This is a genomic window from Nostoc sp. NZL, from assembly GCF_015714705.1.
In the GTDB taxonomy this organism is placed as follows: Bacteria; Cyanobacteriota; Cyanobacteriia; order Cyanobacteriales; family Nostocaceae; genus Nostoc; species Nostoc foliaceum_A.
In genome coordinates, this window is sequence record NZ_WBKL01000085.1 from 1 (window position 1) to 25,797 (window position 25,797).

Genomic DNA, 25,797 nt, shown 5'->3' on the forward strand with positions numbered 1-25,797 from the left:
GGTCAGCTAGATTTAGCGATCGCACTATTTGTTGATTTGAAAAAAAAGCCTGCACAAAATTTTATCAGCTATCTTAAAAAGCATTCAGGACGAATAGTTAACTACGAGTATTTTTCTACTGAAGGTTTATGTTCTATTGGTTCTGGCGCTGTGGAATCAGCTGTGAAACAGATTGGTAAACGTTTAAAAATTTCCGGCGCACAGTGGAAATTAGAAAACGTACCTCGGATGCTACAACTTCGATCTGCTTATCTCAATGGTCAGCTTACTACCTGATATTTTTGCAAAGGTGAGATGCTCCCAAAGTCATAACTGTAGCCTCTTGAAAATTAACTTCATATTTATTGTTAGGCGTTGCTCACCCACTCTAACGATCACAGCTACAAAAGAGGGGGTTGTGAGATTCCAAGCATGTATACCTCGTCTAGGTTATGATGCTTCTCCAAGGCACCTTCATGAATAGTAAAGTAAACGGGTGTGCCAGTATGTAGGTAGTCTGGCATTCTTCTTTTATTTCTGTCATACATTGCTTTAAAGAAGCCAAAAATTGGATTAGGATTTTTGTCCACTCCTGCTACTCCACCAATTCCAAGTTCTTTTTCTGGTCTTGTATCAGATAGTGCTGGCTTTAAAACGTTTCCTGTTGGAAATGGCAGCGTAGTGACAAAATCTTCCGTGTTGGCAATCCGCCAGTGTCGAACACCTAACTTTTGAAAACTCATTGCAAAATTTCTGTCTCCACATCGAGGGCTAGCAAACGTGTACAGTACAACGTTGTTAGGATCTGTAAAGTGGGTATTTTTAAGAATATCTGGAATTGCTAATGTTGCCAGTGCGCCACCTAAACTATGTCCCGTGACAAAGACCTTAGCATTCGGTGACTTTTGATTGAGTGCCTTAATAAGTTTTTCCCGTAGACTTATATAGATACCTCTAAAGCCTGCTGTTACAAACCCAAAATCATTGTCAATGTTAGGGATGATGTGTGAACTTTGATCTTCCTGCACAACCCCATCTGCAATGTCACCCTTAATTTCTACTTTTTTACTATCTTTATCAGTACTATCGTTAAAGGTGACAAGCTGAATATTCGCATCCTTGAACCATTCAACAAAGCGTCTGGTGCCACGGAAGATTACATATACATTGTCACTACCAGCTTCAGAGGCAACAAACCCAAAGGGAACGTCCTTTTCGGCAAATTCAGTGTCTAGCTGGAACAGATTCTCAAGCTCAAATCTTTGTAAGTTCTTTTTAAGAGAGAACAAATTGAACTGCTTATACGCTTGCTGAGTCAACCCTGCCAGCTTTCGAGCCATTTCACCATCAAAACCTTGAGGGTAGGTATCGGTATCCAATTTAGAAATAATTACTCTGTCTATTGACTGGTTCGGATCGGGGAACATAACTTCTACCTAAATATTAAGAACAGCTGGTTGGATAGATTTTCTCAATTTAAGAGCTTCAGTCTATTGAGCCTACCCATACTAAAATTTTATACAATTTAATACCGTATATTCACTAGAATTTGGGCAGATATATAAAATATTCAGTATATACTTTGCTGATATCCAAAATTTTTCCGGATAACAACCGTATTAGGACATTATACGGAAACTTTCTGAATGTCATTCTCTAGGAAAACGCCCAAAAAAGTTGCTGTAAAAGGTTCAGAATGTAATTCGCCTTAAGTATTTTTCTTAAAGAACAGGAAAAAGCTACATTAATTATTAATTAAGTAATAAATTTTAAACCTAAGAAGAGAGCAGCTAGAGTTCCTGCAACAGAAATTTCTCCCTGAATAATTTTTTCTAAAACTGATTCTACAGGAACAAATACAACTTCAATCTCTTCGGTAACATCTAGTTGTTGCTCTCCAACTTTGTTCACATTCTCTGCTAAAAATAAATGTATTTTATTAGTATCTTTACTAGGCTTATCGTATAGAGTTCCGATTTTTATAAATTCTTCGGGAATATAGCCAGTCTCTTCTCTGAGTTCTCGAATTGCTGCTACTTCTGCACTCTCTTTTGTAGGGTCAAAATTGCCTGCTGGCAGTTCCAAGAAAAATTCACCTACGGCGTGTCTGTATTGCCGAACAAAAATTATCTCTTTGTTACTAGTAATAGGTAAAACCATCGCAACGTCAGGCTTAATACTGACAAAATAATCATCTATAATTTTACCATTGGGTAATTCTATTTCATCTTGCCTCACCTGACACCAAGGATGATCTAAAACCATTTTTGATTTCAAAGTCTTCCATTTTTTTAAGTTATTCATAAATAAAAATAATGTATAAAATCTTTAGTCATCAAGCAATGAATGTAAAAAAGTATAACAGATGCATCTGATAATCTAAACTTTGAACTTACACTGGCTTTTGCATAACATAATATGTATAACCAGTATGCAAATAAATATAAATTTATTTACAGTAAACAAGAGATTTCCGTTGACTATTAGTCGAGGTACAACGGCACAGACAACGAATGTATGGGTGAGAATTTTACATGATGGGATCGAAGGCTGGGGGGAAGCATCACCATTTGGTGTGGGTAATCATCGGCAATCAACTGATACGATCAAAAATGCTTTAGAACAAGTTGTGCCACTGTTGCAAGCATTCAGCCCCCTGCAAAGGCAGCAAATTGAGCAAGTTTTAACACAAAAGCAGGTTCCTTCTGCTGCAAGAGCAGCCTTGGATATAGCAATGCACGACTGGTTGGGTAAGCGCGTAGGATTACCCTTGTGGCAAATTTGGGGACTCGATCGCAATCAAATAGTCCCGACTTCTGTCACAATTGGGATTAATTCACCTGAAGGTGCCAGAGCGAGAGCGCGAGACTGGTTACAATTTACCGATGTCCGCCTTTTTAAGGTGAAGCTAGGTAGCCCAGATGGCATAGAAGCAGATAAAAAAATGCTATTAGCAGTGCGAGAAGAAGCATCTGAACCAGAATTATTTGTTGATGCTAACGGTGGCTGGAGTTTAGAAGATGCGATCGCAATGTGCAATTGGCTAGCTAATTTAGGTATAAAGTATGTAGAACAGCCATTGCCACAGGGGCAGGAAGAAAGTTTGGCAAAACTTAAAGAACACTCTCCCCTACCCATCTTTGTCGATGAAAGTTGTTTCACAAGCTCCGATATTCCTGATTTGGCAAACTACGTGGATGGTATTAATATCAAACTGATGAAATCAGGGGGACTAACCGAGGCAATGCGAATGGTACATACAGCGCGAGCCTATGGGTTGCAAGTAATGTTTGGTTGCTATTCTGACAGTTTGCTAGCTAATACAGCAGCATTACAGCTAGCGCCATTAGCTGATTATTTAGATTTAGACAGTCACCTCAACTTAATCGATGATCCCTTTACGGGTGCATTGCTAAAAGAAGGGAAAGTTTTGCCAAACGATTTACCAGGATTGGGGGTACAACACAGTGCGTCTACCACTTAATCAACGAGTAGCTATCTTGCTACATGAAGGAACTACTGGAACACAGGGCAAAACGGGGTTATCTATTCTACGTTATAGTGAAGCCCCAATCGTAGCCGTAATCGATCGCGAGTGTGCTGGCAAACCCCTACCAGAATTAACAGGTATCAAGCGTGATGTGCCGATTGTGGCATCTGTAGCCGCAGCCCTAAAGTACAAGCCAGAAGTTTTGGTAATTGGCATTGCTCCAGGAGGTGGTGCTGTACCAGATGATTACTGGGTGGAAATCAAAGACGCTCTAGAAGCTGGAATGTCGCTGGTAAATGGTTTACATACACCAATGGCGAACATACCAGATTTAAATGCACTGCTCAAACCAGGGCAACTAATTTGGGATGTACGCAAAGAGCCGTCTAATATAAGTGTTGCTAGTGGAATGGCACGCACCCTTCCCTGTCGGCGGGTATTGACAGTAGGAACTGACATGGCGATCGGTAAAATGTCAACTAGCCTAGAGTTACATTGGGCATCAAAACTGCGGGGCTGGCGTTCTAAATTTCTTGCCACCGGCCAAACTGGGGTGATGTTAGAAGGGGATGGCGTGGCTTTGGATGCCGTGCGGGTAGACTTCGCCGCTGGTGCTGTGGAACAGATAGTCATGCGTTATGGCAAAAACTATGACATTTTGCACATTGAAGGACAAGGTTCACTGCTACATCCTGGTTCAACAGCAACTCTACCATTGATCCGTGGTTCGCAACCAACCCAACTGGTGTTAGTCCATCGGGCGGGACAAACTCATAACCGCAATAATCCCCATGTACCAATTCCACCTTTACCAGAAGTGATTCGGCTTTATGAAACTGTCGCTAGTGCTGGTGGTGCTTTTGGAAGTGTTCTTGTAGTGGGTATAGCGCTTAACACAGCCCATCTAGATGAGTCTGCGGCTGAGGAAAGTATCGCTCAAACAATAGCAGAAACCGGGCTACCTTGCACAGATGTAGTCCGCTTTGATGCCAATGTGCTATTGGATGCGGTGATGAAGAATTAAACGTATAAGCGGTAAGTCAAAGGATATGGTGCTTTCGGCGGCTGGGGCAGCTTCGCCTAAATTCCCCATGCCTGATAAGTCAATACAGTTCAGTTAAGCATTTCTTTCTTCCCTTTTTTCTCTTTCTTTGCGCCCTACCCTTCTCCTTCGGAGACGCTACGCGAACGGGAAGCCACTTCTCTACGAGACGCTCCGCGAACGTGTCTATGCGTCCTTCTCTAACGAGACGCTCTTGCTAGCTTGCTTCGACCTAGGAGTATGCGGTTCGTTAAAAAATTGACTTTGTTTGACAAAGAGTTAAGCCTTAACCCAAGCGTATTGCCTGATAAGTAACTCCTATTAAAATCATCAACCTTTTTTTGTCAAGCCCTCTTGACGTTTTGTAACAATATTGTTAAATTTAGTTACATAAGTAAATAAAAAAAGAAAAAACTATGTACACAACTGTAAATGAAGACGGCATCCTCAATAACTACGCAGCTGAACCCAAGGTTTACTACGCCGAGTACCCGGCAATTTGGGAACAACGTAAATATGTTTTACAGAGTCTTTTTGCGACTTTAATTGTCACGGCTTTAGTTTTGGTTGGTTTTAGCGTTAGCTAAGATTTTCCGATATCAGTATCGCTGTATCTCATTGTCATTCATACTTCTCTCTTACCTCGGTTAGTTTCGCCGGGGTTTTTTGTGTTTTACACATTTAGAAAACCTCATTACCCGTAGTAGCTACAACCCCCAGGACTATGAAGGAGTGGGGCATCATGTAAAAATTCAAACACAGATGAAAAAGCTACTCGAAGAGAAAAAAGCAAGAGATGAAAAAAATAACGTTTTTGATGAATCAAAAAACAGAATTATTCGTCACTTAAACTATCAATTCCCTACCTATTTCTACTGGAGGATGATTTATGTCATCACAACTGTTTCGATTGATATCTTTGGGCAGCCTTGGCTTATCTTTGTGTCTAGGCAATTCGGCAGCAATGGCTCAATATGACTCTACTGGCGATGGCGTTGTCGTACCAACAGTACCATCAGGTGGCTCATCAGTCCCAATAGACACATCAACAGGTATACCACCTTCACCCTCAGCTGACGGTACAACTCGGTTTACCTGTCAGACTTACAATGGTCAGTACACTGTTATGTATCAGCCACAAAGTCAACCAGGTCAATTCTTTCCTTGGGCGGCACCTGCGGCTTTGGGCGGTGGTTGGGATGCACAAAGGCGTTGTGCAGCAATTGCCAGTCGTTTAGAACTTTATCGCCCAGATGGCTTACAAGAACTCCAGACATCTGTAGAAAATAACGAGAATATTGTCTGCGTCACAACTGAAGTTAACCCAACGTGTAGAATTGTGTTGACAGTACCGCGTGGTAAAGATGCCATTGTTATCCGCAATAGCATTTTTCAAAACTTGACTACTGCTGACAGCGGACAGCAGACTATAGCCGTTAACACTTATGGCAATCGCAGTAATGGAGCCAACGAAGTATATAATTTGGGACGCACACTTCTAGGCAGTGGTAATAATCGGGTTAGCTCGTCTAGAGGTGGGATTAATCTGAAACCTTTCCTCGATCGCAAAGATGGTGGTACTGGAAATAATTTGCGGAGTGGAGTAGCTATTCGTCGTCAGTCTCAACCTAACGGTGCTCGTCTAAATCCTGGTAAGTTCCGCTAATTGATAGTTCAGTAGTTGATACAAAACAGTTCAGTTAAGAAGAATTGTAGGGTGGGCAAACAGCCTACCCTAATTTTTGTTGGACTAAGAGTTTTAAAAGTATTGGGCGACTAGAAGTCGCTGCTAGACAAGCAAAGTCCACGGAGGTGGACTAATATCAAGTCTGGTAAATTACAGAGAGACGGCGGATTCATCCCATACATTGAAAGAATGAGCTTTCTCGCCGTCTTGGTCAATAGTCATTACTATGAAAAAGCCACGAAAAATCAATAATGACTTCAAAATCCCCTAGCTGGAAAAACTTTGCTTTGCTAATTTTTTACAGCCGGGGGATGAGTTAAGAATTACATTTGTTGTTTTAACCTTTTGCTAGCTGTTTCTTAATCTAGCTGGGATACTTTGAGGGTGCCCAATTAAGAACTAATACTAAAAAGTTATGTAGCTGTCTTCTGACAACCTCTAGGAACAGTGGTTTAGAAGACGTATTTTTTCTTGTTCATGTTGATATTGCGTTCACCGTACCCCTACTTTTAAAGCTTTATACTCCAAATTTTCCACACATCCTCTGGAAGCGTCTACGTGCGCCTAGTACAAAGGCGTACTACTAACAGATGGGCTAAATGGTTCTGTGGTTTCCGCAGACAACCACTAATCTCCGCAAAATTTGAATCTACCCAAGCACTAACTTATGGTAAATAATAATACAATCCGCTTTTCCCAATTCAATGCTTCCCTAAACCGCAGCGCTCAAGGTCAATTAGTTACCGATTTGTCAACCCCCGATAATGCTCAAGCAAAAGCTATTGCAGAAATAATCCAGCTTAACAACCCCGATGTGCTGCTAATCAATGAGTTTGACTACTCCCAGGAAGCAGTTCAACTATTTCAGCAAAATTATTTAGCCATCAGCCAAAACGGTTCGGCTCCCGTTGACTACCCCTACTTCTACATCGCTCCCTCCAACACGGGTATCGCCTCTGGTTTTGACTTGAATAACAACGGTACAGCGGTTACAACCTCAGGTACACCGGGATATGGCGATGATGCCTTTGGATTCGGTGATTTCCCGGGTCAATATGGGATGTTATTGCTGTCCAAATATCCCATCGACACCGCCAACATCCGCACCTTTCAAAACTTCCTCTGGAAGGATATGCCCAATGCTTTGCTTCCCGATGATCCTACAACACCACAGCTAAATGATTGGTATTCTCAGGACGAACTCGAAATTCTCCGCCTTTCCTCCAAGAGTCATTGGGATATACCTATCCAAGTAAACGGGGAGACAATTCATGTCCTCGCCAGCCACCCCACACCCCCAACCTTTGATGGGTCGGAAGACCGCAACGGTAAGCGCAACCACGACGAGATCCGCTTTTGGGCAGACTATATTACTCCTGGTAAAAGTAATTACATCTATGACGACAAGGGGAAAACGGGCGGGATTGCTGCTGGGTCAAGCTTTGTAATTGCGGGCGATCAAAATGCAGAGCCGTTTGATGGTGATAGTTTTGACAACGCTATTCGCCAACTGTTGCAAAATCCTAATATCAATACTAATGTCATTCCTAGCAGTCTGGGTGGGCCCCAACAAGCAGCTTTGCAGGTTGGTGCTAACGCTATCCACAGAGGTAATCCGGCTTTTGACACCGCAGACTTTGCTGATACGGTTCCTGGAAACCTGCGGACTGATTACGTGCTACCCTCCGCTAACCTGACAATTGCCAACTCAGGAGTATTTTGGCCACTGAATACTGACTCGACTTTTCCCTTGATAGGTACTTTTCCCTTCCCTAGTTCTGACCATCGCTTAGTATTTACAGATGTGCAAACTGGGCCAAATGAACCAGGTAAAACGATTCCTCGTGCAGGATTTTTGGGACAAACTACTTTTGTTACTGGCTTTATACCTACTGGCGCGGCGGGAACTGTGAACGGGGTACAGACTCCGGTGGGCGGACTATCTGGTGTCACTTATGATGCTGCGAATAACCGCTACTACGCTATCTCAGATGATCGCTCACAATTTGGCCCCGCCCGCTTCTATACTTTCACTGCTGATACTGAGGTGACTTTTACCAATGTCACACCTCTGAGAGATAGCAATAACAACTTATTTGCAACATTTAGCGTTGACCCAGAAGGTATTGCTTTAACTAACAATGGTACTGTTTTCATCTCTTCAGAGGGTGAAGTTAATCTTGGTGCAGGTCGAGTTAGCAATCCCTTTATTAAAGAGTTTTCGCTAGCTACTGGGCAAGAACTGCGATCGCTATTTGTCCCCAGCAAATTCCTGCCAGTAGTTGAAGATAGCAACGGCAACGGTATTGTCGATGCAGGTGACACGCAGACATCAGGTGTTTACAATAATTTGGGATTTGAAAGCCTCACCATCACACCCGACCAGAAAACCCTATTCACCGCTACCGAAAATGCACTTTCTCAAGATGGATTAAGGGCTTCACTCAGCAGCGGCAGCCGTTCCCGAATTCTGCAATACAATCTGCTTAGTGGGCAACCAGAAAAAGAATATCTTTATATTACGGATGCGATCGCGGATGTGCCCAACCCTAGCACAGGCTTTGCTGACAATGGTTTAGTGGATTTACTTGCGATCGACAACCGAGGAACCTTGCTGGCGTTAGAGCGTTCCTTTGCACAAGGTGTAGGCAACACTATCAAAATCTACGAAGTTTCCCTGCAAGGATCAACAGATATTAGCTTCTACGATTCTCTCAATAATCTGAGTACTGAACAACTAGAAGCGATCCAACCCGCTCAAAAACGTCTGCTATTAAATTTAAATGATCTGGATTTGCCTAACGGTACAGATAACATTGAAGGCATCACCTTTGGCCCAAAATTAGCAGATGGTAGCCAGTCGATTGTGCTGGTAAGTGATAACAACTTCAATCAAAGCCAATTTACCCAAATCCTCACGCTGAATGCAGACTTAGTTCCAACTGCTGCACCCACGGTAGAAACGCGTCCTGATTTGTTGGATGATGAAACACTCCCAGTCGATCAACGTGCCGATGCTGATGATCCTGCAATCTATATTAATGCCACAAACTCTGCTGATAGCCTAGTATTAACCTCAGTGAAAAATGGCGGACTGCGGATTTATGACTTGTCTGGTAATTTGTTAGAGACAGTTAATCCGGGTGGTATTCGCTACAACAACATTGATTTGCAATACGGTTTTAAATTAGGCAATCAATCTGTTGATATTGCCGTAGCTAGCGATCGCAACAATGATAAACTAGCAATCTTCAAAATTAACCCGAACCCTGGCGCTGACGGCAATTACCTGGAAGATATTACCGACAGCAGTCTTGGTACTCTCTTCCAAGGGCTACCTTTTGCAGAACCTTATTCCTCATCTTCTCGGAGTGCTTACGGGCTGGCATTGTACCGTAGTCCAATCACCAATGATTATTATGTCTTTGCCAGTCGCCGCGAAACCGGAGATGTCGCTCAGTTTAAACTGATTGACAAAGGTAATGGCAAAATTGGCATTGAACGAGTCCGAGAATTTACTGTACCAACAATTGAGGGACGCGATCCCCAAACAGAGGGTATGGTAGTAGACCAGGAAACTGGTTTCCTCTACATCGGCCAGGAAAATGTCGGTATCTGGAAGTTCCAAGCAGAACCAGACGGTGGAACAAATGGTAAGCTAATTGATCAAGTCAGAGATTTGGGCGGTACTAACCTCACCGATGACGTAGAAGGACTGACCATTTATTACGGCAAAAATGGCACAGGCTATTTATTAGCATCCAGCCAAGGCGATAATACTTTTGTGGCCTACACTCGTGAAGGTAACAACGAATATGTAGGTAACTTTGCTGTCGGAAACAATGGGCCAATTGACAGCGTACAAGAGTCAGACGGTGCAGAAGTAATTAACGTGCCACTGGGACCTAATTTTCCATTTGGTTTATTTGTGACTCAAGATGGCTCCAATGAACCTGCCACAATAGTTAGTGATGAAGGTGAAGAAGAAAATATCAGTTCTAACTTCAAGCTGGTACCTTGGGAAAATATTGCCAATGCCTTCCCCAATTCTCTAACTATTGACACCACCAGTTACGATCCACGCAATCCTGTTGCCCAACCCAAACTGACTATCTATGAATTTGACAACTTACCCAAGTTAGGAACAACCTCTGAAAATCAAGATATTTTGTTAGGTGGTTTCTCTGGGTTGTATTTCCAAGGGTTTGCAGCAAATGGGAATCTGAAGTTTGTCACTCACACAGACAGGGGCCCCAATGGAGAACCTGATGGTGTAAACAGACCATTTTTATTACCCGACTTCCAACCAGAAATAGTCAGCTTTGAACTCAACCGCAGCACAGGTGAAATCAATATTACCAAGAGAACGGGGCTATTCCGTCAAGATGGGACAACGCCATTAACGGGACTGCCTAATTTGCAAGCTGTAGGAAACGGTTTAGCCTACACAGATGAAATTGCCGTTGACTTAGACAACAATGTTCTCGCTAACGATCCTTTGGGTGCTGACTTAGAGGGAATTGTAATTGCGGAAAATGGAGATTACTGGCTGGTAGATGAATACCGTCCGGCAATTTATCACTTTGATGTTGATGGTAAATTAATTGACCGCTTTATTCCCCAAGGAACCGCCACAGCATCCGACCCAGATCAACCAGCCGGAACATTTGGCACTGAGGTATTGCCAGAAGTTTATGCCCAACGCCGCAATAACCGAGGATTTGAAGCTGTAGCCTTGGAAGGTGATAAATTATATGCTTTTATTCAGAGTCCAATTGATAATCCAGATGTCGCCAATGATGCGACTTCCAGGAGTTCTCTCAACCTGAGAATTCTGGAGTTTGATATTGTTACCAAGCAGGTGACAGCAGAGTATTTATATCTCCTGGAAGGTCTACCTGCAACTGATAAGATTGGCGATGCAGTTTCCTTGGGTAACGGCAAATTTGCGGTAATTGAGCGAGATGATAATGGTACATCAGCTGGCAATAAACTAATTTACCAAATTGATTTAGCCGGGGCAAGCAACATCAACAACCCTGCTAACTTTACCTTGCCAGCGGATAAAACCATTGAACAGCTTACCTCTGCGGAGTTAGCTACCGCCAATATTACCCCTGTCACCAAAAGCCTAATTGCTAATGCCGCTCAGTTGGGTTACACCGGAGTAGAAAAATTAGAAGGTTTGGCGCTGGTAGCACCCAACACTCTAGCCTTGCTTAACGACAACGATTTCAACGTTACGGGTAATACGCCTGCTGAAAAACTCGGTATTCTCGAACTACCCAATAACCTAACAGTTGTAGAACCTCCTTTCCCGAACGGTTTTGGTTCTAGCAACAGCGATACCGTCAATCTTGAACCAGGACAATTCTTTAGTGCAGGTGATGGCGCAGACTTTGTAGAAGGTATTGAAGGTAACACAATCGAGGCTGGGAACGGTGATGACACCGTACTTGCAGGGAGTGACTCTTCAGTATTCGGGGGAGAGGGTAACGATCAGATATTTATTGGCCAAAATGGCCCCGCTAAAAATACCAATGCTGATGGTGGCAATGGTGATGATTTGATTGTCGTGGTGGAAGCCAGTGGTAGTAATAATTTGTTTGGTGGGGCAGGTAATGATACTCTCACAGTAATTGAAGGTTCTCGCCAATCATTATTCGGTGGTTCAGGCAATGATACCCTTAGCAGTGGCGGCAGCAACAACCGTCTCTACGGTGGTTCTGGAGATGACAAACTTTTCTCCAATATCAATGATTCGCTATTTGGTGGCGATGGTGATGATGTGCTATTTGCCGGTCAAGGAGGTAGTAATCGCCTCAGTGGTGGGGCTGGTGCTGACCAATTCTGGATTGCTAATGGTAGTCTACCAATTAGTAATAACATCGTGACTGATTTTACAGTCGGGATTGACAAAATCGGGCTTGGCGGTGTTGGCGTAACTCAATTTTGTGGGCTAACACTGTTGCAACAGGGTAGTGACACTTTAGTGAAAACAGGAAATACTGAGTTGGCTTCATTGTTAGGAATTACCTCAACTAGCCTGACTGCGAATGACTTCATTTTTTCTGCTAGCGTCATGGCTTAGTTTGTTGCCTAGCGTTATCCCAATCCTAAATCATTCTTGAACAACAAACAAAACAAGATCCCCGACTTCTTTAAGAAGTCGGGGATATAAATATTTCACGTTTTGCAAAGATTTTAATAAATTTATAAGCCCTTACAAGTGACGGTAAAATTGATGCGATCGCTAGCCAATTCAAGCTAAAAATAATCAAGTCTTACCTATTTAAAAACATCAATAAATAGTTTAATAACCAAAATATATATTCCGAACTTTAATTATTGGATTTCATTCCTCAGCCTAATAGGATAGATTAACTTTCCGGCATCAATCTATTATATTGCCATAAATATTATTTTTTGGATTGAGTGTATTTTAATCATTTCTTTCAGTTAACTTATTGTTTTCTTAATCTTTCCATGAAACCATCTTTAGTGCTAGCTAAGTTCTCTCATGTTACTATCAATAGATTTCAATTCTGTATCTAATCCTTCTACTCTCATTACTCACTAACACAGATTAGTAGTTGGCATCAAATTCTCATTTTTCAAGCTTTCGATAACTCTGAGAAAATGCATTTTTTATAAATGTATTCTCGCTGTTAATCACAAAATCGGACTTAACGGACTTTCCCGAACTGTAGTATTGTAATTCTGAAATTTACCCGTAATTCCGGTTTTTAGCGTGAGAACATGATTTGTTTTTTCCACAAGTGATGCAATGAGAGAACTTGATTAGTTTGCGAACCAATTAAATCCAAATACCCAACTAACATTCTAATTATGCCAATTCAATTAGTAGGCTTTGCCTCTTTACCTGCTGATACCTATGGTGATGGGCCAGTTTCTGGTGAGGAAATTTCAGGGAATGGCAGAACGGGGCCTTTCCCAGGACAGCCAATACAGGGCTTTAGTGGTGTACAGTTTGCTAATAATGACTCTTTGTACTTTCTGTCAGATAATGGTTATGGCAGCAAAGATAATAGTGAAGACTTTCTGTTACGCATCCATCGTCTAGACCCAAATTTTAAGGGAACAGAAAATGGAGATGGCACTGTTAAAATTTTAGACTACATTCAACTATCTGATCCCAATAACAAGATTCCTTTCCAAATAGTTAATGAAGGAAGTTTTGAAAGATTACTAACTGGTGCAGATTTTGATGTAGAATCATTCGTCTTTGATAAAGACGGGACAATTTGGGTTGGAGAAGAGTTTGGCCCTTACCTACTGCATTTTGATGCCACTGGTAAACTGTTAGAAGCTCCCATTGCTACACCTGACTTCTTCAAAACTCTAGATGGAGGAGCACCTAAAATTCTTGGTCATAGAGGTGCAAGTGGAAAGCTTCCAGAACATACTCTAGAAGCTTACAAACAAGCAATTGCCGATGGCGCTGACTTTATTGAGCCTGATTTAGTAGTTACAAAAGATGGGGTATTAATTGCTCGTCATGAGCCTGCTTTGGCAATTTTGAATGCTGATGGCACTCTTAATTTAAGCAATACAACTACAGACGTTTACGATATTACCAAATATCCACAGTTTGCCGATCGCAAGAAAACAGTCAGTCTAGATGGAACTGAAATCACAGGTTGGTTTGCTGAAGACTTTACTTTAGAAGAAATCAAGACCTTAAGAGCGATACAGCGTGTACCTTTCCGCGACCAATCCTTCAATGGTCAATTTGAAATTCCCACCCTCGCCGAAATCATCGACTTGGTTAAAGAAGTTGAAGCCGAGACGGGTAAAAAGATTGGCATCTATCCTGAAACTAAGCATCCCACCTATTCTGCCGAAGAAGCTACTTACGTAGGCACTACCGAGAAAATTAACAGAAACATCAGTGAAATCCTCATCGATACACTCAAGGCTGAGAATTTCACTGATCCCAGTCGCATCTTCATCCAGTCTTTTGAAGTTGGTAATCTCAAGGATCTCCACGATCGCATTATGCCAGAGGCAGGCGTAGATATTCCTCTGATCCAGCTTCTAGATGCAGCAGGCATTGAGCTAAACGGTGAGATCATAGAGACTCAGCCTTATGATTTTGAAGTCAGTGACGACCTTCGGACTTATGGTGATTTACGGACTCCAGAAGGTTTGGCTGAAATCGCTACCTATGCTGATGGCATTGGCCCTTGGAAGCGGTTAATTGTTAGTGTCAAAGGTACTGATGCTAATAACGATGGTTTGGCAGATGATGTCAATGGCGATGGAACAGTAAATGATGCTGACAAGACACTGTTACCTCCCACTACCTTAATTCAAGATGCTCACAATGCAGGTTTACAGGTTCATCCTTACACCTTCCGCGATGAAGACCTGTATTTAGCAGCAGATTACCAAGGTAATCCAGAACTAGAATTTCAGCAATTCTTTCAACTAGGGGTAGATGCACTGTTCACAGACTTCCCAGATACAGGGGATAAAGTCCGAGATTTCTTGAGTGATCCTCAGAATAACTTAGTGCGATCGCCACAAAACCCCGATGTTCTCTCAGGAGATGCTTTTGCTAACTTGGGTGGCTCTAAAGGTTTTGAAGGCGCAGCAATCAACGCCAGCAAAACCAAGCTCTATATGCAGCTAGAGGGTACAGTTCAAGGTGATGCTCCCGGTGCTTTGCGGATTTATGAATTTGACATCGCCAGCCGCGAGTACACCGATAATACACTTTACTACAAGTTGGAAAATCCCGCGTATGCGATCGGGGATCTAGCAGTCATTAATGACAATGAATACTTAGTCATTGAGCGGGATGGTGGTCAAGGAAATTCTGCTCAATTCAAGAAGATTTTCAAAATAGACTTGTCTAAAACAGATTCTAATGGCTATGTAGTCAAAGAAGAAGTTGCAGACTTGTTGAATATCCAAGACCCGAACGACCTCAATGGAGATGGTAAAACCACTTTTGACTTCCCGTTTGTAACCATTGAAAATGTTTTAGTTGTTGACAAAAACACCATTTTGGTAGCTAATGACAACAACTATCCTTTCTCAACAGGTCGTCCTGGAGATGATCCTCAGAATCCAGTCATAGACAACAACGAAATTATTCTCTTAAAGCTGGAGAATCCTCTCAACCTTGCTCCTGGTTTAGGTCAGCCAAAAGCTGAAGAAATTAAATTTGGCTCCACAACCAGCGATGATGTTACAGCCGCGCCAAATCAAACCTTATTTACAGGTGATGGAGCAGATTTTGTCGAGGCTACTCAAGGTAACACCATCCAAACCGGGAACGGTGATGACACGGTGCTTGTGGGTAATGACTCTTCAGTGTCCACAGCAGACGGTGACGATCAGATATTTATTGGTCAAAATGGCCCGGCTCAAAATACCAGTGCCAATGGTGGTAATGGTGATGATCTTGTTGTCGTAATTGAAGCCAGTGGTAGTAATAATCTATTTGGGGCAGCCGGTGCTGATACCCTGACAGTAATTGAAGGTTCTCGTCAATTATCCTTCGGTGGCTCAGGTAAAGACACCCTCACCAGTAACGGCAGTAATAACCGTCTTTACGGTGGTTCTGGAGATGACAAACTCTTCTCTAATGTCGATGACTCTCTATCTGGTGGCGATGGTGATGACATTCTATTTGCTGGACAACAGGGTAGTAATAGCCTGAGTGGTGGTGCTGGTGCTGATCAGTTTTGGATTGCTAACGCCAGTCTGCCAACTAGCAAAAACATTGTGACTGATTTTGCGATCGGGATTGATAAAATCGGGCTGGGCGGCATTGTCTTCAGTAATCTCACGGTATTGCAACAGGGTAGCGACACTCTAGTGAAAACTGGAAATACAGAGTTGGCTTTATTACTTGGAATTACCTCAACAACCCTTACAGCAAATGATTTCGTTTTTTCTGCTAGTGTCGTGGCTTAGTTCTTAATTTTTCAATTTCATACAGCTAATTTAGTACAGTTTTGCAACCTCATCTCGCTTACGGGATGGGGTTTTTAATTTGCGGAAAGAATACAATACGGTTCAGCCACTTTAGTGCCTACTACAAACTTAAATTTACATCTTTTTTGTGATACTGACGTAAGCCATGTATATGTAAATGCGATTGCTAATCAAGCCTTTGCATAAGTACTAAATTGGGATTTTGTACGTATATTTGCTGAGGTTTTCCTAAAAATTAGACAATAAGCTGTATGGTACATTCCTCACCTTGCTAGCAAAGAATATTACCTTTATTAACTATCTTGCGATCTCAATAGAAACAGGTGTGAGGCAATCAAATATCATACTTCAAAACAATTATGACCGCATCATTTACAAATGCCATTAACTTCCTAGCTGGAACAAATCCCACTTCCGTTACGGTGGCAGATATTGATGGTGACAGTAAAAAGGACTTGGTGGTAGCTAACTCCGATGACAATAATGTCTCGGTGCTGCTGAACGATGGGAATGGCAGCTTTGGCACTGCCACCGACTACACAACTGGTGGAAGTCCTAGTTTGGTTGCTGTAGCCGACTTTGACGGTGACACCAAACTAGACTTTGTAGTAACGAACTTTGCTGACAACAATATCTCGGTGCTGCTGAACAATGGCAGTGGCGGCTTTGGCGCTCCCACTAACTTCACGGTCGGGACAAGTCCTAGTTTCGTTGCTGTGGGAGACTTTGATGGTGACGGCAAGCTAGACTTGGTGGTAACGAACTCTGATGACAACAATGTCTCGGTGCTGCTGAACAATGGCAGTGGCAGCTTTAACGCTGCCACCAATTTCACAGTTGGGACAAGTCCCCGTTCCGTTGCTGTGGGAGACCTTGACGGTGACGGCAAGCTAGACTTGGTGGTAACGAACTCTGATGACAACAATGTCTCGGTGTTGCTGAACGATGGTAATGGCAGCTTTGGCACTGCCACCACCTTCGCAGTCGGGACAAGTCCCCGTTCCGTTGCGGTGGAAGACCTTGACGGTGACGGCAAGCTAGACTTGGTGGTAACGAACTCTGATGACAACAATGTCTCGGTGTTGCTGAACGATGGTAATGGCAGCTTTGGCACTGCCACCACCTTCGCAGTCGGGACAAGTCCCCGTTCCGTTGCGGTGGAAGACCTTGACGGTGACGGCAAGCTAGACTTGGTGGTAACGAACTCTGATGACAACAATGTCTCGGTGTTGCTGAACGATGGTAATGGCAGCTTTGGCACTGCCACCACCTTCGCAGTCGGGACAAGTCCTCGTTCCGTTGCGGTGGCAGACATTAACGGTGACAGCAAACTGGACTTGGTGGTAGCTAATTCCGGTTCTAACAATGTCTCTGTGCTGCTGAACGATGGCAATGGCGGCTTTGGCACTGCCACCAACTTCACAGTCGGTTCAAATCCTGAGTCCGTCGCTGTGGAAGACTTTGACGGTGACGGTAAACTGGATTTTGTAGTAACTAACTCCGGTTCTAGCAATGTCTCTGTGCTGCTAAATAGAGACTTGATGTTGAATGTTACTAGTGTAAATGAAAATGTGGCTGCGGCAACTGAAGTTGGGATTTTCACCACTAATGCAGATACCAATAACCAGTACACCTATAATTTAATAGCGGGTATTGGCGATACCGATAATGCCCTATTCACCATTGTTGACAATAGCCTACAAATAAATAATTCCCCCAACTTTGAAAGCAAATCAACTTACAACATTCGAGTATCTAGCACTGACCTTGCTGGATTTATCTTTGAGGAAGATTTAGTTATCAATGTCAACGACCTCAACGAAAAGCCCACAGACTTGATATTTAGCGCTATCAGCAATGACGACGACGATGACGACGATGATGACGATGACGATGATGGTGGTGATGGAGATGATGATGACGATGATGATGATGATAAAAAAATCATCGGTATGTTCAGCACCACTGACCCAGACAAAAACGACAAGCACACTTATAGTTTAGTAGCGGGTACTGGCGATACTGATAATGGTGCATTCATCATCGAGGGAGATAGCTTAAAAATTAAATCTGACGCGACTAAATCTAGTTATAAAATTCGCGTTCGCACTACTGACCTTGATGGGCTTTATTTGGACAAGGAGTTGGATGTTAATATTGATGGCTTTGGGTCTAATACAAATACCCAGATAACAACTATTTTCCAGTTGGTCAATATTACTCAGAATATCTTTATCGTCAACAGTAAAGTTAAGGGTCGCAAAGGAAAGCTCTCAATTAAGATAAAAAACAACAATGCTAAAGAGGTGAATGAACTGTGTGTATTTGCTGTTGACGATGATGAAGGTAGAATTAACGGCATAGCCCCTGGTGCAGAGGGTTATACGCGAGTGGCTCTGGAGCGTTCCAAGGTGATTTTATCCTCCATTGCTAAACTGCCCAAGGGTTTTAAGAACGATGACTTGAAAAATATCTTAGAATTCGAGTCTGGTACGAAACTCAGATTCTATATGATATCTAACAGTACTACTCAGGCTGTACTGTCTGGAAAAACTTCTTTCTCAAGTGTCGTTTTTTCCTCAGCTACAAATAGCAACATAGAGGGTGAAGGGTTTTCTCTCAACTTCCAGAATTTGGTTGTAGACATTCAGGCAACAGAGCAAGAGGTATCTTTAGGTACTGGTCTGCAAGGAAAATATCAAGGCGAACTGATTGATTTACGGAGTGTGACACAGTTAGTAACAGCTGAGTTTACAGTCAACAGAGAAGCATCTTACAACAACTTTGTCGGCTTCTATCAGGTGGCTGATGAGAATGGTGGTATTGACACCAACGGTGATGGCAAAGCAGATATTCTCGTTGGACAGGCTGGTTACGCTCAAGCTGCTATGCGTGGGCGTGTTGGAGGTGTTGACTTGGCGGTGGACAACCAAGGTACGGCAAATTACACTGGCACTTTCGGACCGAATTCTTTGTTTGCACCATTTATTATTGTGGATGGTAAACCCGATGCTATTCTTAATGGGAATACCAGTAAGAATGTTTACTTCTCATTCTTGGGCGCTAACTCAGATAAGGTAGATCACATTCGACTGTTGGGAAATAACACCTTTGGTTTTGAAGATTTAGCAAATGGTGGTGATAAAGATTACAACGATGTGATTGTGCAGGTAAATTTAAGTGTCAACCTTGCATAATATCAAGTACGACTAATTACTTAGTAAAATAAAATAGCCTCATCCCGGTTGCGGGATGAGGCTATTTTATGCGGAGCAATTAAATAGACTCGATATTAATTAAACTAGTAAATTTACTGAAGGCAGTTATTGTCTTTCCTTCATAAATTTAATAGTTGATTCTTGTAAGGTGACAAAAAATCTTCACCTTTACTTTTCCAGTTAATTTTTCTTAAATTAAGCTACCAAAAAATTGATGGAGAATTCTTTCATAAATCGAGCATAGCGCTGTTTAGCAAGGAAAGCTCACTGTCTTTTGCCATCAGTGATACTGTCAATCCCTATATTCAAGAATTTGTAAAAAATAATTCAGAAATTTAAAGTTTTTTTTATTACATAATTCTTCATTAGGGTATTTACTTAGGAAGGCATCTGTGATATTTTCATGTTGATTATCACAAATTAAAATATGCAACGCTAAATTTAACAACCGCGTTTCTGTGTCTTGGTTTGATGATGAGTATCAATCTTGCATACTTGCAATACTAAATATTACTTTTAAATTTGTATAAATTATGTAACGTTAACTAAGTGATAACTTCTCCTCGATCTATTTACATTATCTTTGTTTTGAACAACGTATAACATTTGTAACCCTGTGATCTGAATACAGGTCTGCAATTTAGACAAACTTCCCCTCTGTGTTTTTACATATTTAGCTACACTAAATGCCATAGAAGTCTTGGCACTGCTGGCATAAAAGCAAACACTACCACTGTTAATAAAAGAGTTATTCCCTAATATTTTCGACTTTATTCCTGACTTTTACCTACGACTTGTTTTATATGACTTATATTAAGAACACTTTTCTCGAATTTCTCACCACCCTAGAAGGGTTTGATCACTTACCAGATGGAGCGATCGCTAATCTATCAGAACAGCTGCAAGCCTGGCGCTATCGCATAGGTCAGAAAATCATCGGTAAAGAAAGTCTCCCGGAACGCATCACGATCATTTATGAGGGACAAGTGCGCCTGTTGGGATATGACCCCCAGACGCAAATGCCAATCACCCTAAAATTGCTGCAACCTGGGGAAATTATCGGTGAAATTGGTTTGTTGCGTGATGTTGCTTGTGAAACAGCGATCGCTTCCACCGAAGTAGTATGTTTAACCTTGAGTGCATCGGCATATTTTAGCTTTCTCGCTTCATACCCAGCTTTTGCGGATGCTCGCAAGAACCGCAGTTATTTGGTGGAAGTTTTCGATATTCTCGGTTCCTATTGGCAAAAGCAAGCGATCGCTACTTTAAATCTCAGAGAACTGACAGAAAAAGCCTTACCACAGGCGAAAGTACAATACTTACCTCCAGGAAAAACTCCATTCAACCAACTCGATAACGAAAGCGTCTGGTTTGTGAGTGGCGGTGGTACAGTAACGAATTTATCACCTGGCGATCGCCTACAATCAGACGACGATAGAGACAAAATCCAGGTCATAGGTCAAAACCCCGCACGGTTGCTTGGTATACATCCGTCAGATTTGATATTGGAAGATAGTCATCAGATAGAACTTGCGGTAAGTGACATCAAATCAGATAGCGCAGAGGAATTAGATATTCCCTACGCATCAGACGAAATAGTTCCACAGATAGCCCCCCAGACCTCAAAGAGTTCGTCAAAACACAAATACCCATTTTTTAGTGGTAAGGGAGAATTAAATACAGCCTTCGCCTGCTTCCAAATGATTGCGAAGCACCTAGAAATGCCGTTTCGTCGAGAAGTAGTTCGCCGTATCTTAACTGAGCAAGTCAAACGTCAGGGGGTTATATCGTTTCAAGTTACTGCTTACCTGGCAGAGTTAATCGGACTTAAAGCGCAGTTGATAGAGCTACCAATCGCCTCGGTGACGCGCATTCCTACACCGGCATTGATTCGCTATGGTGATAATTTTGCCGTTTTATATGAAGCGGATGCAAATACCGTGGTTGTAGGTGTCCCATCCCAAGGAATTGTGCGCTGCAAACCCGCTCAATTAGTTGAACAATTAGATGTTGATCCAACCGACTTTCCGCCCAAAGTTAGGGTATTACTGCTAAGTGCTACCAAAGAAACACCCCAAGAACGCTTTAGTTTACGGTGGTTTATACCCTATTTATCACGCCACCGTCGAGTTCTGATAGAAGTCTTTATCGCTTCCTTTTTCGTGCAGTTGGCAGCGTTGGCAAATCCTCTGGTAGTTCAGTTAATTATTGACAAAGTTATTACTCAAAATAGTATTGGCACACTACATATTTTAGGGATTCTGCTATTAGTAGTTGGGCTATTTGAAGCAGTACTAACTACCTTAAGAACCTACTTATTTGTCGATACTACTAACCGGATCGATATGGGTTTAGGGTCGCAAATCATCGACCACTTACTCCGTTTACCACTGCGCTACTTTGAACGCCGACCGGTGGGTGAACTTTCTACTCGCATCAACGAACTAGAAAATATCCGCCAATTCCTCACAGGTACTGCTTTAACAGTGGGGTTAGATGCTCTATTCTCGGTGGTTTATATCGGTGTGATGCTGATTTATAGTTGGCAACTCACCTTAGTAGGCTTAAGCACAATTCCAGTGTTTATCGTGATCACCTTAATTGCTTCTCCCACCATTAGCAGACAGTTACGTGCCAAAGCCGAACGCAACGCCGAAACTCAATCTTATTTAGTGGAGGTAATGTCAGGAATTCAAACAGTAAAAGCGCAAAATATCGAATTGCGATCGCGCTTTTCCTGGCAAGAGCGTTATGCTCGGTTTGTCGCTGCTGGTTTTAAAACAGTTGTGACTTCCACCCTCGCCAATTCTACCAGCAGCTTTCTCAACAAACTCAGCAGCTTATTAGTTTTGTGGGTAGGAGCTTATCTAGTACTTCAAGGAGAATTAACTTTAGGCGAATTAATTGCCTTTAGAATTATATCGGGTTATGTCACCAGCCCAATATTGCGTTTAGCTCAACTTTGGCAAAGCTTCCAAGAAACAGCCTTGTCTCTAGAGCGTTTAAGCGATATTGTCGATACACCACAAGAAGGAGAAACAGACCGCTACAACATACCCTTACCTGCGATTAAGGGAGCAGTGAAATATGAAAATGTTTCCTTCCGCTTTGGTACAAGTGGCCCTCTGCAACTTTCTAATGTCAACCTCGAATTTGAACCAGGGAAATTTATCGGCATTGTCGGACAAAGTGGATCTGGTAAAAGTACGATGATGAAATTACTGCTCAGACTTTACGAAACTGAGTCCGGCAGAATTTTGATTGATGGTTATGATATTGCCAAAGTAGAACTTTATTCTCTACGACGACAAATTGGCGTAGTTCCCCAAGAAACATTATTGTTTGACGGCAGCGTTCAGGAAAATATTGCCCTAACGAATCCCGATGCGACAACCGAAGAAATTATCGAAGCGGCTCAGGTTGCTTGCGCCCACGAATTTATTATGAACTTACCCAACGGTTATAACACGCGGGTAGGAGAACGGGGTTCTGCACTTTCAGGTGGACAACGGCAAAGAATTGCGATCGCCCGTTCTGTTTTACAACGACCAAAATTATTAGTTTTAGATGAAGCAACCAGCGCATTAGACTATCCCACAGAACGGCAAATATGTCTCAATTTAGCTAAATCATTCAAGGGTGATACAGTATTTTTTATTACCCATCGACTCAACACCGTAAGTAATGCAGACATGATTGTTGTCATGGATAATAGCAGGGTTATAGAACAAGGTAGCCATCAAGAATTAATGGCTACTAAAGGTCATTATTATTACCTGTATCAGCAACAAGATGTGAACTTGTAATTAGTCATTGCTGGGAGCAAAGGTTTTTAGCATTGGTATTGCCCACTCTAGAAAAAATCCAAAATCGTTATGACTAAACTTAATGGGAATCACCTCAACGGCAATCAGAAAAACGGTAATCAAAAAAATGGAATCAACCAAGATTCACCGATACTGACAAAACAACAGAAAGCTGCCCAAGAGGCTTTAATTAAATCAAGTACTCAAGAATTTGAGCAATCTGTTGTCTTGCGCCAATCTCCAATTTGGTCGCGTACAATCATGGTGACCCTAATGGGGCTAGCCTGCTTTGGAATTACTTGGGCTTATTTTGCAAAAATTGAGCAAGTAGTGCCAGCCACAGGGCAATTAAAGCCAGAAGGAACAATCAAAGAAGTTCAGGCTCCTGTTAGTGGAGTGGTGAAAACAGTTAATGTTAAAGATGGACAAGAAGTAAAGCCAGGAGATTTGCTGCTGACTTTTGATTCTATCGCTTCTGTTGCTGAATTAAATTCTTTGAATAAAATTCGCTTTGCATTAATTAAAGAAAACCAGATTTATCGCCGATTGATGGGTGCAAGTACCGGCACGGGATCTGAACTGTTATATTTGCGCGGTAATTTGCCACAAGAAACTGCTTTTCTGCTGAAAAGTCGGGCAGCCTTAGTAGCAGAAAATGATTTATTGCGGACTCAATTAAAAAATTCTGGTCAGGATTCTAGGCTAGGAATTGATGAACAGCAACGTCTACAAATTGCCAAAAGAGAATTAGATTCTCGTTCTGCTGCGGCGGAATTAGAAGTAGAAAAAACCAAAAAACAACTTTCTCAAAACCAAGTCAAACTAGAAGATACTAAAGCAGGTTTAGCAATCCAACAGCAGATTTTAGATAAACTGAAAATATTAGCAGAAGAAGGCGGAATTTCTCAGCTTCAATATCTAAATCAGCAACAACAAGTACAAACCCTCGCTGCGGAAGTAGCGCAACTAGGTGAAGAACAGAAACGCCTCCAGTTTGATATTCAAAAAGGACGGCAAGAGCTAAGTAATACGGTAGCCGTTTCTGATAAAAACATTGTGGATAAGATAGCTGATAACAAACAGCGCATTGCCACAATTGATAGTCAGTTCATGAAAGTTATCCTCGATAATGAACAGCGTTTGGCAGATGTTAATAGTAAAATCTCTCAAACACAGTTAAATGTTAAATATCAAGAACTCCGTGCGCCTGTAGCTGGAACAGTTTTCGATTTGCAAGCAAAAAATCCCGGATTTGTGGCGAATCCGACTACAAAACTGTTACAAATTGTCCCAAATGAAAACTATATAGCTGAAGTTTTCATCACTAACAAAGATATCGGTTTTGTGCGAAAAGGCATGAAGGTAGATGTTAGGATTGACTCCTTTCCTTACAGCGAGTTTGGCGATATCAAAGGGGAAGTGCTTGGGATAGGATCAGACGCATTACCGCCAGATCAAACACATCAGTTTTATAGATTTCCGGCAAAAGTTTCATTGGATAAACAATCCTTAGTGATTAAGGGTAAAAATGTCCCCTTGCAATCAGGTATGTCCATCAGTGCCAATATAAAAGTACGCGAAGAACGGACTGTGCTTAGTTTATTTACTGAGTTATTTACCAAGCAAGTTGATACTCTTAAAGAGGTACGTTAATTTGTAAAACTGATATCTTATGATGGGCTGTTTGTTAAGCTCATCCCACCCCTTGTTCGCACAGCGTCTCGCAATACGGTTCGGTTAAGGGAAGAGACGCGATAAATCGCCGTCTCTACAAAGGACTGATTATTGTAAAGAAGGCGATTTATCGCTTCTTTGTGATCTATAACTTTCATCAAAAAACCTTATCCGAACCGTATTGCGAGTCGCCCGAATCTTTGCTTTAGGCTAATGCCGCTACCTTCTCTAGCAAGCCTTGAAACAACCTCAAGCCATCGCTATTCCCCAGCATCGCGTCAGACGCTCTTTCTGGGTGCGGCATCATCCCCAACACATTGCCTTGGCGATCGCAAATCCCGGCAATGTTGTTCAGTGAACCGTTGGGATTCTCGCCTTCATAACGAAACACAACTTGCCCGTTATCTTCAATTTCTGCAAGAGTGGCTGCGTCAGCGTAGAATTGCCCCTCTCCGTGGGCAATGGGCAAAGTGATAACTTCACCAGTCGTATAATCTTGTGTCCAAGGGAGATCACTACGCTCAACTTTCACGAGGGCGCGATCGCAGATAAAATGCAAATCCCGATTTTTAGTTAACACCCCTGGCAAAAGTCCAGCTTCAGTTAATACCTGAAAACCATTGCAAATACCGATTACAAACTTACCCTTTTGGGCGTGTTCCACAACCTGCTGCATCACGGGTGAAAAACGCGCGATCGCACCGCAGCGTAAATAATCCCCGTAACTAAAACCACCAGGAATGATAACGACATCCAAATCAGCAATGTCTGTTTCTTGATGCCAAACCATGCGAGTCGGTTGCCCCAGTAAGTCTCTGGTTACATAAGCAACATCGCGATCGCAATTAGAACCGGGAAAAACAACAACACCGAATTTCATGATTAGTTAGGAGTTAGGAGCTAGGAGGCAGGGGGCAGGGGGCAGGGGGCAG

The 25,797-nt window shown here is 42.3% G+C and carries 13 protein-coding genes and 1 pseudogene; 10 read left to right on the top strand and 4 right to left on the bottom strand.

The genetic code is table 11. The features are described 5' to 3' along the window. Positions 1-276 (top strand): annotated as a pseudogene (locus tag F8R90_RS12560) (ISKra4 family transposase); the annotation flags it as partial. 104 nt (positions 277-380) lie between these two features. Here the strand turns inward: F8R90_RS12560 and F8R90_RS12565 are convergent. Further along, positions 381-1,406: a lipase family protein gene (locus F8R90_RS12565; RefSeq protein WP_196511015.1), complete on the bottom strand. Its 1,026-nt coding sequence runs from the start codon at positions 1,404-1,406 to the stop codon at positions 381-383. A 328-nt stretch (positions 1,407-1,734) separates the two neighbouring features. Further along, on the bottom strand, positions 1,735-2,283 hold the full coding sequence (locus F8R90_RS12570) for an NUDIX hydrolase (RefSeq protein WP_196511016.1): 549 nt from the start codon (positions 2,281-2,283) through the stop codon (positions 1,735-1,737). A 127-nt stretch (positions 2,284-2,410) separates the two neighbouring features. Between F8R90_RS12570 and F8R90_RS12575 the strand changes: the two genes are divergently transcribed. From F8R90_RS12575 to F8R90_RS12615, 9 genes are all read left to right on the top strand, one after another. Next, positions 2,411-3,463 (top strand): dipeptide epimerase, encoded by a 1,053-nt coding sequence (locus tag F8R90_RS12575; protein WP_196511017.1) that lies wholly within the window; start codon positions 2,411-2,413, stop codon positions 3,461-3,463. Beyond that, the gene (locus F8R90_RS12580; RefSeq protein ID WP_196511018.1) at positions 3,447-4,493 is read left to right on the top strand and encodes a DUF1611 domain-containing protein; all 1,047 of its coding nucleotides are present in this window, start codon (positions 3,447-3,449) and stop codon (positions 4,491-4,493) included. Before F8R90_RS12575 ends, F8R90_RS12580 begins: the two co-directional genes overlap by 17 nt. A gap of 434 nt (positions 4,494-4,927) precedes the next feature. After that, positions 4,928-5,098: a photosystem II assembly protein Psb34 gene (gene psb34, locus F8R90_RS12585; protein WP_196511019.1), complete on the top strand. Its 171-nt coding sequence runs from the start codon at positions 4,928-4,930 to the stop codon at positions 5,096-5,098. A gap of 302 nt (positions 5,099-5,400) precedes the next feature. After that, a complete protein-coding gene (locus F8R90_RS12590) occupies positions 5,401-6,177 on the top strand; it encodes a COP23 domain-containing protein (protein ID WP_196511020.1) in 777 nt (258 codons plus the stop codon). 688 nt (positions 6,178-6,865) lie between these two features. Next, positions 6,866-12,289: a phytase gene (locus tag F8R90_RS12595; RefSeq protein ID WP_196511021.1), complete on the top strand. Its 5,424-nt coding sequence runs from the start codon at positions 6,866-6,868 to the stop codon at positions 12,287-12,289. A gap of 755 nt (positions 12,290-13,044) precedes the next feature. Next, the gene (locus F8R90_RS12600) at positions 13,045-16,146 is read left to right on the top strand and encodes an esterase-like activity of phytase family protein (protein ID WP_196511027.1); all 3,102 of its coding nucleotides are present in this window, start codon (positions 13,045-13,047) and stop codon (positions 16,144-16,146) included. A gap of 380 nt (positions 16,147-16,526) precedes the next feature. Continuing rightward, positions 16,527-19,364 (top strand): FG-GAP-like repeat-containing protein, encoded by a 2,838-nt coding sequence (locus F8R90_RS12605; protein ID WP_196511022.1) that lies wholly within the window; start codon positions 16,527-16,529, stop codon positions 19,362-19,364. Positions 19,365-20,188: 824 nt separating this feature from the next. Beyond that, positions 20,189-23,191, top strand: coding sequence for a peptidase domain-containing ABC transporter (locus F8R90_RS12610; RefSeq protein WP_196511023.1), 3,003 nt, complete (start codon positions 20,189-20,191; stop codon positions 23,189-23,191). A 69-nt stretch (positions 23,192-23,260) separates the two neighbouring features. Then, positions 23,261-24,844 carry an HlyD family efflux transporter periplasmic adaptor subunit gene (locus tag F8R90_RS12615; protein ID WP_196511024.1) on the top strand — a complete coding sequence of 528 codons (1,584 nt, stop codon included), beginning with the start codon at positions 23,261-23,263 and terminating at the stop codon, positions 24,842-24,844. Positions 24,845-24,861: 17 nt separating this feature from the next. Here F8R90_RS12615 and F8R90_RS12620 read toward each other — a convergent pair whose 3' ends face one another. Continuing rightward, complete coding sequence (locus F8R90_RS12620) at positions 24,862-25,023, bottom strand: hypothetical protein (RefSeq protein ID WP_196511025.1); 162 nt, start codon at positions 25,021-25,023, stop codon at positions 24,862-24,864. 47 nt (positions 25,024-25,070) lie between these two features. Further along, complete coding sequence (purQ, locus tag F8R90_RS12625) at positions 25,071-25,745, bottom strand: phosphoribosylformylglycinamidine synthase subunit PurQ (RefSeq protein WP_196511026.1); 675 nt, start codon at positions 25,743-25,745, stop codon at positions 25,071-25,073. Between the last annotated feature and the right edge of the window lie 52 nt (positions 25,746-25,797).